This window comes from Streptomyces sp. NPDC020898 (genome assembly GCF_044333925.1).
Lineage (GTDB): Bacteria > Actinomycetota > Actinomycetes > Streptomycetales > Streptomycetaceae > Streptomyces.
Map to the genome: position 1 here is coordinate 33,289 of NZ_JBIRRV010000029.1, position 14,499 is coordinate 47,787.

The 14,499-nt window shown below is 69.7% G+C and carries 11 protein-coding genes and 1 tRNA gene; 8 read left to right on the forward strand and 4 right to left on the reverse strand.

Going from position 1 to position 14,499, the window contains the following annotated elements:
- The first annotated feature begins 203 nt into the window (after positions 1-203).
- From ACH4TV_RS45110 to ACH4TV_RS45140, 7 genes are all read left to right on the forward strand, one after another.
- Positions 204-2,480: a heterodisulfide reductase-related iron-sulfur binding cluster gene (locus ACH4TV_RS45110; RefSeq protein WP_398407275.1), complete on the forward strand. Its 2,277-nt coding sequence runs from the start codon at positions 204-206 to the stop codon at positions 2,478-2,480.
- 165 nt (positions 2,481-2,645) lie between these two features.
- Positions 2,646-4,058 carry an FG-GAP and VCBS repeat-containing protein gene (locus ACH4TV_RS45115; RefSeq protein ID WP_398407276.1) on the forward strand — a complete coding sequence of 471 codons (1,413 nt, stop codon included), beginning with the start codon at positions 2,646-2,648 and terminating at the stop codon, positions 4,056-4,058.
- 107 nt (positions 4,059-4,165) lie between these two features.
- Entirely contained in the window at positions 4,166-5,632 is a 1,467-nt protein-coding gene (locus tag ACH4TV_RS45120; protein ID WP_398407277.1) for an FG-GAP-like repeat-containing protein, read from the forward strand.
- A gap of 163 nt (positions 5,633-5,795) precedes the next feature.
- A complete protein-coding gene (locus ACH4TV_RS45125) occupies positions 5,796-7,100 on the forward strand; it encodes an FG-GAP repeat domain-containing protein (protein WP_398407278.1) in 1,305 nt (434 codons plus the stop codon).
- A 121-nt stretch (positions 7,101-7,221) separates the two neighbouring features.
- The gene (locus tag ACH4TV_RS45130) at positions 7,222-8,592 is read left to right on the forward strand and encodes an FG-GAP and VCBS repeat-containing protein (RefSeq protein ID WP_398407280.1); all 1,371 of its coding nucleotides are present in this window, start codon (positions 7,222-7,224) and stop codon (positions 8,590-8,592) included.
- 63 nt (positions 8,593-8,655) lie between these two features.
- Entirely contained in the window at positions 8,656-9,714 is a 1,059-nt protein-coding gene (locus ACH4TV_RS45135; RefSeq protein WP_398407281.1) for a YIP1 family protein, read from the forward strand.
- A gap of 156 nt (positions 9,715-9,870) precedes the next feature.
- On the forward strand, positions 9,871-11,502 hold the full coding sequence (locus ACH4TV_RS45140; RefSeq protein ID WP_398407282.1) for a peptide-N4-asparagine amidase: 1,632 nt from the start codon (positions 9,871-9,873) through the stop codon (positions 11,500-11,502).
- Here ACH4TV_RS45140 and ACH4TV_RS45145 read toward each other — a convergent pair.
- The 3 genes from ACH4TV_RS45145 to ACH4TV_RS45155 form a co-directional block, all read right to left on the reverse strand.
- Positions 11,477-11,986 (reverse strand): phosphoribosyltransferase, encoded by a 510-nt coding sequence (locus ACH4TV_RS45145; protein WP_398407283.1) that lies wholly within the window; start codon positions 11,984-11,986, stop codon positions 11,477-11,479. The genes ACH4TV_RS45140 and ACH4TV_RS45145 overlap by 26 nt on opposite strands.
- Complete coding sequence (gene dcd / locus ACH4TV_RS45150) at positions 11,983-12,558, reverse strand: dCTP deaminase (protein WP_330289787.1); 576 nt, start codon at positions 12,556-12,558, stop codon at positions 11,983-11,985. The genes ACH4TV_RS45145 and dcd overlap by 4 nt, the downstream gene beginning before the upstream one ends.
- Before the next feature lie 76 nt (positions 12,559-12,634).
- On the reverse strand, positions 12,635-12,838 hold the full coding sequence (locus ACH4TV_RS45155; RefSeq protein WP_398407334.1) for a hypothetical protein: 204 nt from the start codon (positions 12,836-12,838) through the stop codon (positions 12,635-12,637).
- 314 nt (positions 12,839-13,152) lie between these two features.
- Between ACH4TV_RS45155 and ACH4TV_RS45160 the strand changes: the two genes are divergently transcribed.
- Positions 13,153-13,226, forward strand: a tRNA-Gly gene (locus ACH4TV_RS45160).
- A gap of 448 nt (positions 13,227-13,674) precedes the next feature.
- On the opposite strand, the gene ACH4TV_RS45165 is transcribed toward ACH4TV_RS45160, so the two are convergent.
- Positions 13,675-14,463 carry a hemolysin III family protein gene (locus ACH4TV_RS45165; RefSeq protein WP_398407284.1) on the reverse strand — a complete coding sequence of 263 codons (789 nt, stop codon included), beginning with the start codon at positions 14,461-14,463 and terminating at the stop codon, positions 13,675-13,677.
- Between the last annotated feature and the right edge of the window lie 36 nt (positions 14,464-14,499).

The window sequence follows — 14,499 nt, forward strand, 5'->3', positions numbered from 1 at the left end:
ATTCTGTACGAATAACACGATCTAGGAGAATCTGATGTGACGAGCAGGTCAGGCGCCGACTCAGGTATGCCTCAGCGATCCAGATCACTCCGCTGCTGACTACAGTGCGGGTCAAGATATGGGTAGTCTCTGGCAGACTGCCTAAGTTACCGCTTAGTAATACAGCTCTTGTCATACAGCTCGCAGGCCTGAGGAGCCCCGACATGCAACTCGCCGCGATCATCGTGTCGCTGGTCCTGACCGTGGTCGGCGTCGCGCTGCTCGCACGCGCCATCGGTCAGTTCGTCCGGTACTTCAAACTCGGCCAGCCGGTCCCGGCCGGCCTCCGTACCGACAACCCCTACGCGCGCAGTGTGACGCTGACGCGGGAGTTCCTCGGCCACACCCGGATGAACCGGTGGGGCATCGTCGGCTTCGCCCACTGGTTCGTCGCAGTCGGTTTCCTGACGCTGCCGCCGACCCTCGCCCAGGCCTTCGGCCAGCTCTTCTCGGCGGACTGGACGCTGCCGGTCATCGGCGGCTTCCTGCCGTTCGAGATGTACATCGAGTTCATCGGTGTGATGACGATCCTCGGCATCGCCGTGCTGATCGTGATCCGCCTGCTGAACCTGCCCTCGCGCCCCGGGCGCAAGTCCCGTTTCGCGGGCTCCAAGGCCGGTCAGGCGTACTTCGTCGAGTACGTCATCCTCACCATCGGGCTGGCGATCTACGTACTGCGCGGCCTGGAAGGCGCGATCCACCACGTCGAGCACTACGAGGCCGGGTACTTCGCCTCGTACCCCCTCGTCCTCGCCTTCAAGGGCCTGAGCACCGGCACGCTCCAGAACCTCATCTACTTCACGGCGATGATCAAGATCGGGACATCCTTCGTCTGGATGATCGTCGTCTCGCTCAACACCAACATGGGTGTCGCCTGGCACCGCTTCCTCGCCTTCCCGAACATCTGGTTCAAGCGCGAGGCGACCGGCGGCACGGCACTGGGCGGCCTCCAGCCCATGACGTCCGCCGGCAAGCCGATCGACTTCACCGACCCCGGCGAGGACGACGTCTTCGGTGTCAGCCAGGTCGAACAGTTCTCCTGGAAGGGCCTGCTCGACTTCTCCACCTGTACGGAGTGCGGTCGCTGCCAGTCGCAGTGCCCGGCCTGGAACACCGGCAAGCCCCTCTCCCCCAAGCTGCTGATCATGTCGCTGCGGGACCACGCCCACGCCAAGGCCCCCTACCTGCTGGCGGGCGGCGGCAAGGACGCCGAGGGCAACGAGAAGGCGAGCGAGGAGCAGCTGAAGGACGTACCGGCCGCCGCCCTCGCCGAGGCCGAGCGCCCGCTGATCGGCACCGCGGAAGAGAACGGCGTCATCGACCCGGACGTCCTGTGGTCCTGCACGACCTGCGGTGCCTGCGTGGAGCAGTGCCCGGTGGACATCGAGCACGTCGACCACATCGTCGACATGCGCCGCTACCAGGTGATGATCGAGAGCGCGTTCCCCTCCGAGGCGGGCACGATGCTCAAGAACCTGGAGAAGAAGGGCAACCCCTGGGGCCTGGCGAAGAAGCAGCGCCTTGAGTGGCTCAAGGAGCTCGACTTCGAGGTGCCGGTCGTCGGCAAGGACATCGAGGACCTCAGCGAGGTCGAGTACCTGTACTGGGTCGGCTGCGCGGGCGCCCTGGAAGACCGCGCCAAGAAGACGACCAAGGCGTTCGCCGAGCTCCTCCACATCGCGGGCGTCAAGTTCGCGATCATGGGCGGCGACGAGAAGTGCACGGGCGACTCCGCGCGACGGCTGGGCAACGAGCCGCTGTTCCAGGAGCTCGGCATGGAGAACGTGGCCGCGCTGAACATGGCGTTCGGCGAGGATGACGAGGACGAGTCGACGAAGAAGCCGAGGTCGGCGAAGAAGATCGTCGCGACCTGCCCGCACTGCCTGAACACGATCGGCAACGAGTACCCGCAGCTCGGCGGCGACTACGAGACCATCCACCACACCCAACTGCTCCAGCACCTCATCGACGAGGGCAAGCTGCTCCCGGTGACCCCGGTCGACGGCCTCATCACCTACCACGACCCCTGCTACCTGGGCCGCCACAACAAGATCTACACGCCCCCGCGCGAGATCATGTCGGCCGTCCCGGGCCTGCGCCAGCAGGAGATGCACCGCCACAAGGAACGCGGCTTCTGCTGCGGCGCCGGCGGCGCGCGGATGTGGATGGAGGAGCGGATCGGCAAGCGCATCAACAACGAGCGCGTCGACGAGGCGCTCAGCCTCAACCCCGACATCGTGTCGACCGCCTGCCCGTTCTGCCTGGTCATGCTCACGGACTCCGTGAACGGCAAGAAGAACGAGGGCAAGGCGAAGGAGTCCATCACGGTCGTCGACGTCGCCCAGCTGCTCCTGGAGTCCGTGAAGACCCCGGCCGCCGACGAGCCCCCGGCGGGCGAGGCGGAGACGGAGAACGCCCCGGAGTCCCAGCCGGTGAAGTAACCAGCGGTACGACCGCCACCGACAGCCCCCTGCCCCTCGTACGGGCGGGGGGCTGTTGCTGTGTTGGTGGTGGCCCCGGAATTCGCCGAACTCCCGTACAACCATCGCCACTTGCCGAAGGTCTCCTCATCGCCTCACGCGATCCTTCATACCTCTGGAGACCCTTTGCGCCCCCGGACTTCCGCCCGCGCCGCCCTCCTGGCCACCGCCGTCCTCGGTGCCGCCCTGACCCCGGTGGCCCTGGGCACCCCGGCCACTGCCGCGGCGGCGAAGCACACGGACGACTTCAACGGCGACGGCTACCGCGATCTGGTCGTCGGCGACCGCACCGCCCCCGTGGGCGGGAAGCCGGAGGCGGGCGCGGTCTCCGTCATCTGGGGCTCGGCGACGGGGCTGAACCCCGCCAAGCGCTCGGTCATCACGGAGAACAGCCCCGGCATCGCGGGCGTGGCCGAGGCGAAGGACTACTTCGGAGCCAAGGTCACCTCGGCCGACCTGAACAAGGACGGCTACGCGGACGTGATCGCCTCCTCCCCCGGCGAACTGCACGCCGACCGCCACGGCACGTTCACCGTCCTGTGGGGGTCCAAGTCGGGCCTGACCAAGGGCAGTACGTACGCGTCCCCGGGCAGCAAGGAGCACACCTTCGGGCTGGACGTCGCCATCGGCGACTTCAACGCCGACGGCCACCTGGACGTCGTGTCCGTCGACGGCGAGTTCGTCTGGTTCCTGCGCGGACCGTTCACCAAGGCCGGCGGGCGTGGCACGGCCACCAACCTCGACCCGTGGCACGGCGAGGACATCAATGCCGAGATGGTGGTGGCCGGCCGGGTCACCAAGGACGGCACCGACGACTTCGCGCTCATCGGGTTCGACTCGGACACCGCCACCAGCCGCGTCTGGTTCTACCGGGGCGGCAGGAACGGCCCCGCCAAGCCCTGGAAGCGCACCCTGCCCGCCTCCTCCGACCTCGTCGGATCCAGCGCCGTGATCGCCGACTTCGACCGCAACGGCTACGGCGACCTGGCCGTCGGTGTCTCCCGCTCCGGCAGGGGCGGCGCGGTCCACGTCCTGCCCGGCACGGCCACCGGCCCCGCGGGCACGCTGCGGACGCTCACACAGAACACCGCGGGCGTCCCCGGCAGCATCGAGGACCACGACTACTTCGGGTACGACATCTCGGCCGCGGACACCAACGGCGACGGCTACCCGGACCTGGCCGTCGGCGCGCCCAACGAGAGTCTGGGCGACAACTGGTACGCCACGGGCTCCGTCTCCGTGCTGCGCGGCGGCTCCACCGGCCTCACCGGCAAGAACGCCCGCCAGTACGACATCGACACCCCTGGCTTCACGGGCGCCGTCAGCACGGACAGCGCGTGGCTCGGCACCTCCGTCCTCCTTCGTGACTACAACCGCGACGGCCGCGCCGAGCTGATCGCCGCAGCCAACGAGGTGGGCCGCCTCCACGTCCTCCCCGGTACCTCCGCCGGCCCGACGGGCACGGGTTCCCGGACGCTCACCGTCGCGCAACTGGGGCTGGGAGCAAGGGCGTTCTTCGGGGCGGAGCTGGCGGACTGATCGCCGTATCCGCCGACCACCGCACTGAACTCCCTTCCTCCTCCCCCGACTTCCCCAACTCCCTTCAACCGGACTCCTCTTCACCTATCCCCGGAGACGTCACCAACATGAAGAACCCTTGGGGCACTTGGGGTCCCGCAGCCATCGGCACCCCGGCCGCGCTGGCCGCCCTCCTCCTCTCGGGCCTCACCCCGCTCACCCTCGCGACCCCCGCCGCCGCGGCCCCCTCCCGTCTCTCCGGCGACTTCAACGGTGACGGCTTCCGCGACGTGGCCATCGCCGCCCCCGCCGCCACGGTGAGCGGCCTGGAGTGGGCCGGGCAGGTCGCCGTGGTCAACGGCACGGCGAAGGGCCTGGACCCGGCCCGGCGGAAGCTCATCAGCCAGAACACCCCGGGCGTCCCGGGAGCAGCCGAGGAGGGGGACGAGTTCGGCTCACAGCTCGCGGTCGCCGACCTCGACCGCGACGGCTACAGCGACCTCGTCATCGGCACACCCTGGGAGAAGATGGGCAACTCCCCGGACGCGGGCACGGTCACCGTCGTCTGGGGCTCGAAGAACGGCCTGACGGGCGGTACGACGATCCAGAACCCCCATCCGACGCCCGGCGGCACCTACTTCGGCCTGAGCATCGCCGCCGCCGACTTCACCGGCGACGGAAAGCCCGACCTGGCCGTCTCCGCACAGGGCGACACCGGGACGGCGTCGTGGCGGATCCGGCTGATCAGCGGCCCGTTCGGCAGAACGGGCAAGACCGGCAAGATCTCCTCGTACGACCCCGGCATCGACAAGCCGGCCCTGACCGCGGGCCGGGTGAGCGGCGACGCACGGGCGGACCTGGTGGTGACGGGCCAGAAGCCGAACCAGGACCGCCTGGCCACCGCCGTCTACTACCGGGGTACGGCCACGGGCCTGACCAGGGCGGCGGCGCTGCGCCCCGCCGTGACGGCGACGATCGGTGACCTGAACAAGGACGGCTACGGCGACATCGTCCTCGGCAACCCGATGGACCGGGACAACGAACCGACCGCCGTCCTGGGCGGCAAGATCGACGTCGTGTACGGCACAGGGGCGGGCCCGAGCCCGAGCCGCCGCGTCGCGTACACGCAGAACACCGCCGGAGTGCCGGACACGGCGGAGTACGGCGACGGCTTCGGCACAGCACTGGCGATCGCGGACTTCAACAGGGACGGCTACGGCGACCTGGTGATCGGCGCGAGGGGCGAGTCCTTCGGCACGGACTACGAGCCGATCGGCGGCGGCGCGATCACCCTGCTGCGGGGCTCACGGGCCGGCCTCACCACGTCCGGAACACTCCAGCTGACCCAGGACTCCGCCGGGGTTCCGGGCGGGTCGGAGTTCGGCGACGGCTTCGGCGCCAGGCTGCTCGCCTCCGACGTCACCCACGACGGCCGTCCCGACCTCACGGTGATGGCTGTCGGGGAGAACGACGGGGCGGGCGCGGCCTGGTTCTTCCCCGGTGCGGCGGCCCAGGGCTCGACGACCTTCGGCCCGACGGCGGTCGGCCTGCCGAGCGCGCAGGGTGCCTCGTTCGGAAGCGACCTGGCCGGCTAGGGCCTGTCCGGGACGACCCTCGCGGACGCCCCTCCCGGGCGACCGCGGACAGACACCCCCGTGTCCGAGTTTCACCGCGGCTCGGGGGTGTCTTCGCATCTCGAACACGTGCATCATTACTCAGTCGTTGTCAACGGGGTCAATGGTGCTGACGAGGTGAGCGGTGCGCGGGCGAAGAGGCACGGGAGCGGGCGGCAGACGTACGGGGATCGCGCTCTGCGGTGTCCTCCTGCTGGCGGCCTGCGGCCCCGCGACGGAGGACACCGGCTCCGCCGCCCAGACCCCCGTCCAGGCCGCCAAGGCCCCCGCCCAGCGCCCCGTCCCGCAGGGCGACGGCAGCAAGGTCGCCGACGACTTCAACGGTGACGGGCACCGTGACCTCGTCCTCAACGACCTCGTCAAGGACCAGCTCCACACGGACGACGCCGGCATAGGCGTCGTCTACGGCTCACCGGCCGGACTCGTCCCCGGCGCCCGGCAGTTGCTCAGCCCGGCCCGCCAAGCGGCGCGTACGAAGGGCCAGTTGCCGGCGGTGTTCGACGCGGAGGCGAGCTGCGACCTCGACGGGGACGGCTTCACCGACCTGGTCGTGTCGACGGATCCCCCGTACGACGGCCTGGGTCAGCCCCCGGTGCCCCTCCAGCTCCTCTTCGGCTCCCCGAACGGCCTCACCGGCCGCGCGGTCACCCTCGTGATCCCCGCGAAGGCCCGCGCCGGCAACGACTGGCCCGACCAGCCGGTGTGCGGCGACTTCGACGGCGACGGCGCCCAGGACCTGGTCGTCCACGCCTCGGAACAGCAACTCAGCTATCTGCGCGGCCCGTTCACCCGCAAGGGCGCCCCGAGCAAGGCCGGTGCGCCGATCCTCGCCCCCGGCAACGTCCCGACGGGCCCGGCGGCCGACGTGAACCGTGACGGATACGACGACCTGGTCGTCCGTACGGCGGACGGCACCGCGAAGTCTGCGGTCGTCCTCGGCGGCCCGCAGGGCCCGACGCGCACGGGGACGGTGTTGCCCGAGGGCATCGATGTCGCCCTCGGCCGCTTCGGCAAGGGGCGCGACCTGGACGCGGCGGTGGGCGCGATGGGAGAAACATCCCTGCGCTACGACCTCCCCGACGCCACCGCCGGCACCCTCGACTCCCCCGGCTCGATGCTCGCCACCGGCGACTTCGACGGCGACGGTCGCGACGAACTCCTGTCCAGCGGCTCACAGTTGAGGGTGTTCCGGGCACCGACGGCGGCGGCCGGGATCTCGGCGGCGGGCATGGTGACCGTCGCCCCGCCCGCGAAGGGGACGACGCGCGTCCTGACGGTCGGCGACTTCGACGGGGACGGCCGGGCCGACCTGGCGGTGCGGACGTACCGGGGGGAGACGTGGGACGAGGTGACCGTCCATCCCGGGGTGAAGGGGAGCCTGGTGGCGGCGGAGCCGTCGGTGACGTTCTCCAGCTCGGAATTCCTGTAGGGAATCCCAGGAATCCCAACTCCCGTACAACTCTTGGCCCTTGCTGTCGGTCTTCTGTGCGCACCTCCTGGTCGCACCTCCTGTACGGCCCTGCCCTCCCGTCACACTCCGGAGCCCTCACTTGCGTAAGCGCGCCCTCCTCCTGGCCGCCACCCTCACCACCGGTCTGCTCACCGCCCTGCCCGTCACCACGGCCACCGCCGCACCGTCCAAGCCGGCCGACGACTTCAACGGCGACGGCTACCGCGACTACGCCGAGTACTCCAACGGCGCCGCCTACGAATTCCCCGGCGGCGCCGTCAAGGTCACCTTCGGTACGGCGAACGGGCCGGGCACCAAGGTCCAGTACGTCAGCCAGAACAGCGCCGGAGTGCCCGGTGCCGACGAGACGGGCGACGAGTTCGGTGAGGTCCGCACCGCCGCCGACTTCAACGCCGACGGGTACGGCGACCTGGCCGTCGCGGCCATGCGCGAGGGCGTGGCCGGCCGGGCGGAGCAGGGCACGGTCACCGTCCTCTGGGGCAGCCGGACGGGCCTGTCCGGCGGGACCAACATCCCGGCCAGGGCGAACACTTCGTACGCCCGGATGGGCTCGGACCTCGCGGCCGGCGACTTCAACGGGGACGGGAAGAAGGACCTGGCCGTCGTCGCGGACGGCAAGGCGTACGTCCACCGGGGTCCCATCTCCCGCTCGGGCGTGGCCGGTTCGGTGACCACCCTGGACAAGAACGGGGTGCTCTTCACCACCACCGCCCTGGTCTCGGGCAACGTGACCGGCGACAACAAGACCGACCTCGTCGTCATCGGCGACGTCATCGGCGACAACTACATCGACTCCGAAGCCTGGTTCATCAAGGGCGGCAGCACCCTGGCCCCCGGCCGCACGCTCCGGCTGGAGCGCGTGAACGGTGCCGGCGAGGCCGAGCGCGGCGGCGACGGTGTCATCGCCGACTTCAACAAGGACGGCAAGGGTGACATCGCCATCGGCACCCCGCTGTTCTCCAAGTCCCGCGGTGAGGTGAGCATTTGGTACGGCGCCGCCGCGGGCCCCGCCAAGTCCGCCCGCTTCACCCAGAACACGGCGGGCATCGCGGACACCGCCGAGACGTACGACTCCTTCGGCGACAGCATCGCCGCCGGCGACATCAACGGCGACGGCCGCCAGGACCTCGCGATCAGCTCGACCGGCGAGACCCTCGGCGGCGAACCGTACGCCGGTGGCGTCCACGTCCTGTACGGGCGGGACGGCGGCCTCACGGCCACCGGCTCGCAGTGGCTCGCCCGCAGCACGCCGGGCATCCCGGGCGACGTCGCCAGCGGCGACCACTTCGGTCTGAAGGTCCGGCTGCGCGACGGCAACCGCGACGGCAAGGCCGACCTTCACGTCTACAGCTTCTCGGGCTCGCTGCGCCTGCCCGGCTCGGCGTCGGGGATCAGGACGGCCGGGGTCACGCCGGTGACGGAAGGCCTGGTCGACGGGATGCTCCAGTAGCGGAGCCGGTCGGGACGACGCCTCGCGGGTTCCCTAGGGGAAGTGTGAAGGCCCCCTTAAGGGATGTCACAGGTCGGCAGCAAAGGGGGCTCCGGAAGCCCGGGCCCCACCCGTCACTCTCCGGGACCAGGTACGTTCGATGACGTGGCTGGATTCAGGATCGGACGCGGCGGCCGGGAAAACCGCGCCCCGCAAGCGCGACCGCAACAAGACCCGCGGCAACAGCCGAACGGCCGGCAGCCCCCGCAGGGCGGCCCGTCGTACGGCTACCCGTCCGCGCCTCAGCAGCCGTACGGTGGCGGACAGCCGTCGTACGGCGGCCCGGGCGGCGCCGGCGGACGGCAGTGGCCCCCGCAGGGGGCGGCGGGCAGCGGACACGGCGAGCCGGAGTACTTCGGCGACGACGGACACGGGCAGGGACACGGCTACGGACGCGGGGGCCCGCAGGGGCATCCGAACGCCCCCGTGGACCCGTACGCGGCCAACAACCCTGGTCACACACAGGCGTTCACGGTCGGCGACGACCCGTACCAGCAGGGCGACACCTACCGCGCCGGGTCCGCCGCGACCCCGCCGGCCGGTCCGCGCCTGCGCTGGAAGGAACTGCTGCGGGGCATCGTCACGTCCCCCGACCGCACGTTCCTCCAGATGCGGGACTACTCGGTCTGGGGCTCGGCCCTCGTCGTCACGTTCCTCTACGGCCTGATCGCCGTCTTCGGGTTCGACGACACCCGCGAGGACACGATAAAGGCCACCCTCGACAACGCGATCCCGATCGTGCTGACGACGGGCGTGGCAATGGTCCTGAGCGCTTTCATCCTGGGCGTGGTCACCCACACCCTCGCCCGCCAGCTCGGCGGCGACGGCGCCTGGCAGCCGACGGTGGGCCTGTCGATGCTGATCATGTCGATCACGGACGCCCCGCGCCTGCTCGTCGCGATGTTCGTGGGCGGCGACGCACCCTTCGTACAGATCCTGGGCTGGGCGACCTGGGTCGCGGCAGGCGTACTGCTGACCATCATGGTCCGCCGCTCCCACGACCTGCCGTGGCCGAAGGCACTGGGCGCGTCGGCGATCCAGCTGATCGCTCTGCTGTCGATCGTGAAGCTCGGGACGTTCTGAGGTTCACGACACCCAGGAGGGGTTTCGGGGGCCGGGGGTCCCGGGGCGGGGTTCCGGCCCTGGAACCCTCGCCCCGGAACCCCTCCTGCCGCTTTTGGTCAAAAGAGCCCCAAGAGGTCTAGTCCACCACATCCACCTCGGTGTTCACTGCCCCGCATGACGATTCTTCGTACTCGCGGCGCCCGAAGAGCGGGACGGACGATCACCCTCGCCTCCGCCGCCCTCGGCCTCACCCTCACGGCCCTCGCGACGGCCGCCGGAGCCGCCACCACCGTCCCGTCGGAGTTCGGCACCGACTACCACGACCCGGTGACAGCCGCCCCGCCCATCTCCAAGCCCCACACCAAATCCTGCGAAGTCACCGTCGCCCAGGCGCAGTTCAAGGACTTCACGCCGTACACCGGCACCTACACCCCGCCCACCGCCTGCGGCACCCCGGGCCACTGGTCGAAGGTGGTCCTCCGCCTCGACGGCACCGTCGCCGGCCGCCAGTTCGACCGCCTCGGCTACCTCGACATCGGCGGCGTCCAGATACTCCGCACCTCGACCCCCGAGCCCTCCCAGGACGGCATCGACTGGTCGGTGGAGAAGGACGTCACACGGTACGAGAAGACGCTGAGCACCCCCCGGTCCGTGGACATGCTCATCGGCAACGTCGTCGACGACACCTACACCGGCATCCTGGACGTCAAGGCCACCCTGACCTTCTACGCCCCCGAGCCCCACGCCGCGAAAGCCTCCGCCCCGGACCAGGTCATCCCCCTGAGCAACGGCAACAGCGTCACCACGGACGCGAAGCTCACCACCCCCCGCAACTCCGAGCGCATCCTCGCCGAGGTGTACGCGACCGGCTCGGGCGGCGGCTGCGAGGAGTTCTGGTACTCGGCGGTCACCCCGTCGGCGTCCTACTCCTGCCAGGGCGGCGACGACGGCCCGTACCGCGAGGTCCAGGTCACGATCGACGGGAAGCTCGCGGGGATCGCCTCCCCCTACCCGAACATCTGGACGGGCGGCTGGTCTCCGTACCTGTGGAGCGTGATCCCCTCCCCCACCGCCTTCGACGTACGCCCGCTGGAGTTCGACCTCACCCCCTTCGCCGCCCTCCTGAACGACGGCAAGGCCCACACGGTCGACGTGACGGTGGCCGGCGTCCCCGCGGGCCAGACCGGCTGGAGCGCACCCACCAACATCCTGGTCTGGCAGGACGCCCACAAGTCGGTGGTGACGGGCGCCCTGACCTCGTACAAGGCCACCGACCCGGCCGTCACGAACACGTACACGGACGGCACCACGCGCACCCTGGACACGGCCGGCAAGCGCCGTCTGACGGTGAGCGGCTACCTGAACACCTCGCACGGCCGCGTGACGACGACGGTCGACCGGCGCCTGAGCACGGCCATCACGCACACCTGGACCCCGGACGAGACGACGGACAACCAGCAGGGCCGCTGGACCGACGACCAGACCGTCCGCCGGGGCGGAGTGACGTCCCGCACCGACCGCACCTACACCCTGGACGGCCGCTCCACCATCGACGCGGACAACCGCCTCCGCGTGATCATGTCCTTCGCCGACCACGCCCACATCGACGGCACCCGCCTGGACGATACCTACACCGGCGACGCGACCTTCACCCTCGGCGTACCCCGCGACCAGCGCCACGCGGTCGCGACAACCTCCGAGCACTACCGCCTACGCGCCCCGGGCCTGCGCTACGACCGCACGCTGGGCACGGAGCAGGGGGTACTGACGAAGGACGTCCTCACAGCGCATCCTTCGACGGAGTGAGCGGCTCCCCCGACTTACGTACTGGAGGCAAGACACTCCACGGAAAGTTGATCCAGTCGTCGGTCCGCTTCCAGACGTACTCGCACTTGACGAGGCTCTGGGACTTCTCATAAATGACGGCCGAGCGCACCTCGGCGACGTGGTCGAGACAGAAGTCGTGTACGAGCTTCAGCGTCTTGCCGGTATCGGCCACGTCGTCGGCGATCAGCACCTTCTTGTCGGTGAAATCGATCGCGTTGGGAACGGGAGCCAGCATGACGGGCATTTCGAGCGTCTGGCCCACGCCGGTGTAGAACTCGACGTTGACCAGATGAAGATTCTTGCACTCCAGGGCATACGCCAGCCCGCCCGCGACGAACACACCCCCGCGCGCGATGCTGAGGACGACGTCGGGCTCGTACCCGTCGTCGGCGATGGTCTGCGCGAGGTCGCGGACGGCGACGCCGAACTGTTCGTAGGAGAGATCCTCGCGGACGACCGTCATACCTGCGTCCGGTGGAAGTTGAGGAACGACCGAGAGGCGGTGGGCCCGCGCTGCCCCTGGTAGCGGGAGCCGTACCGCTCGCTGCCGTACGGGAACTCGGCCGACGAGCTCAGCTGGAACAGGCACAGCTGGCCGATCTTCATACCGGGCCAGAGCTTGATGGGGAGCGTCGCGAGGTTGGAGAGCTCCAGCGTCACATGCCCGCTGAACCCCGGGTCGATGAACCCGGCGGTGGAGTGGGTGACGAGCCCGAGGCGCCCGAGCGAGCTCTTGCCTTCGAGGCGGGAGGCGAGGTCGTCGGGAAGGGAGATGACCTCGTAGGTGGAGGCGAGCACGAACTCCCCGGGGTGCAGGATGAACGGCTCGTCACCCTCGGGCTCCACGAGCCGCGTCAGGTCCGCCTGCTCGATGGAGGGGTCGATGTGGGGGTAGCGGTGGTTCTCGAACACCCGGAAGTAGCGGTCGAGGCGCACGTCGACGCTCGACGGCTGCACCATGGATTCGTCGTAGGGATCGATCCGTACTCGCCCGGAGTCGATCTCGGCCCGGATGTCCTTGTCTGAGAGAAGCACGCCCCGAGGATACGCAAGGCGCGCGGACCCACCACAACCGGACGGTCCCGCGCGCGCCTGCCAACCTGCGTCTACGTCACTTGTTGCTGGTACTCCGCTGCTGATGCTGCTGGTGCTGGTGCTCCTGTTCCAACGTCACCTGCACCACGCTGCGGAGCCGCGCACAGCGTGGACACCGGACCAGCCGGCCGGGGCCGAGCCGCTCGGCCTGCTGCATCGGGAACGAAGCGGTGCTGAACACGTGCCCTTCGGCACAACGGACGACGGTGCGCTCGATCAAGTCCTCAGAGTCCCTTCCCCAAGAGCCGTCGCCGGTCACTGTCGAGACCGACGAGGAAAGCCACATTACGGGACGAAAAGGGCGACCCCCCAGGCGGCACTCCGATCCCGCCCGGCCCCTCTTCCGCGCCCCCACCGTACGCCCCAACTCCGGCCGCCCGCAGCCCGGTCACACCCCGAGAACCGGCCACGAACCAACTCGGAACCCTCCCGAAATCCCCCCGGAACAGGGGCAGGCCCCACGGCTTCGGTGCCGGGGGCCTGGCATACGGTAGAGTGACTGAGCGTTCCGACACCGCCGCGGCGGCGTCTTACGCGGGTGTAGTTTAGTGGTAGAACATCAGCTTCCCAAGCTGAGAGTGCGAGTTCGATTCTCGTCACCCGCTCCAGATTGAAACCCCAGGTCAGCGGCCTGGGGTTTGTTTGTTATCTAGTCCAATTCGGGGGTTTCGTGCCCTCCGCGTGCCCTAAGTCGAGGGCACGCGGGTCTTCGGAGACCCCGAGGGTTCAACTTGAGTCACTGCAGGTCAGGATCGTCTCAGATGACGAGACGGGACTCAAGTCGCGTACGCAAAGGGCGACTTGTTGAGCGACTCCACGGGCGCCGCGGCCTCCGCCGCCGCCAACGTTCCAGCCGGAGTCATCGACCTGCCCTGGCGACTCCCGCCCCTGGGAGGGCGAGAGGCCCGCCTGCCGTCCGGGTCTCTTGCGGTCACATCGGCTCCTCACTGCTCGATGACGCTCAGGACTCCACCAGATCCCCCTCGCCCCACCAGTCTGGCTGACCATGTGCGGTTGACCCCCGAGTCATGCGCTTGGGGCTGCCTCCGAACACGGTCATGTGGCTGCAAGGAGGATGGCCGTGTAGTGCGCGGTGAAGGCGGCGATGGTCAGGGCGTGGAAGACCTCGTGGAAGCCGAACCAGGCCGGTGAGGGGTCGGGGCGCTTGAGTCCGTAGACGACGGCGCCCGCGGTGTAGAGCAGACCGCCGGCGATGACGAGTACGACGACCGCGGTGCCGCCGGTGCGTGCGAAGTCGGGCAGGTTGAAGACGGCGACCCAGCCCAGCGCGATGTAGCACGGGGTGTACAGCCACCGGGGAGCCCCGATCCACAGGATGCGGAAGGCGATGCCGGCCAGGGCACCCGCCCACACCACGGCCAGCAGCACCCGCTGCTGATTCGCGGGCAGCAGCAGTACCGCCAGTGGGGTGTAGGTGCCGGCGATGATCAGGAAGATGTTCGCGTGGTCCAGCCGCCGCAGGACCGCCTCCCCGCGTGGACCCCACGTTCCACGGTGGTAGACCCCACTGGTACCGAACAGCAGACAGGCCGACAGCGCGTACACCGAGCAGGCCGCCACTGCCGCCGCCGAACGCGAGACGGCGACCAGGACGATCCCGCCGACCAGAGACAGGGGGAACACGCCGGCGTGCAGCCAGCCGCGCATCCTCGGCTTCAGCGCAGCCGCCGCGCGCTCCGCCCCGCCTTCCAGGCCGGCGGCAGCCGGCCGGCCGGTTGGGCCGACAGGCGCATCGACCGCGGGCCGCAGGACGTCGGGAGTGGTGCCGGGGCGGGGCTGGGGATCGCGCCCGTGTGCCGGCGGCGGAGAATCTTCGGCGGTCATGCGCTCGTATTCTGAGATCGGCGGATCAGCGCGGCC

Excerpts from the sequence above, each read along its gene's own strand:
- ACH4TV_RS45110 (WP_398407275.1), top strand. The coding sequence starts at position 204 with ATGCAACTCGCCGCGATCATCGTGTCGCTGGTCCTGACCGTGGTCGGC.
- ACH4TV_RS45140 (WP_398407282.1), top strand. The coding sequence starts at position 9,871 with ATGACGATTCTTCGTACTCGCGGCGCCCGAAGAGCGGGACGGACGATC.
- ACH4TV_RS45120 (WP_398407277.1), top strand. The coding sequence starts at position 4,166 with ATGAAGAACCCTTGGGGCACTTGGGGTCCCGCAGCCATCGGCACCCCG.
- ACH4TV_RS45135 (WP_398407281.1), top strand. The coding sequence starts at position 8,656 with ATGTCACAGGTCGGCAGCAAAGGGGGCTCCGGAAGCCCGGGCCCCACC.
- ACH4TV_RS45165 (WP_398407284.1), bottom strand. The coding sequence starts at position 14,463 with ATGACCGCCGAAGATTCTCCGCCGCCGGCACACGGGCGCGATCCCCAG.
- ACH4TV_RS45145 (WP_398407283.1), bottom strand. The coding sequence starts at position 11,986 with ATGACGGTCGTCCGCGAGGATCTCTCCTACGAACAGTTCGGCGTCGCC.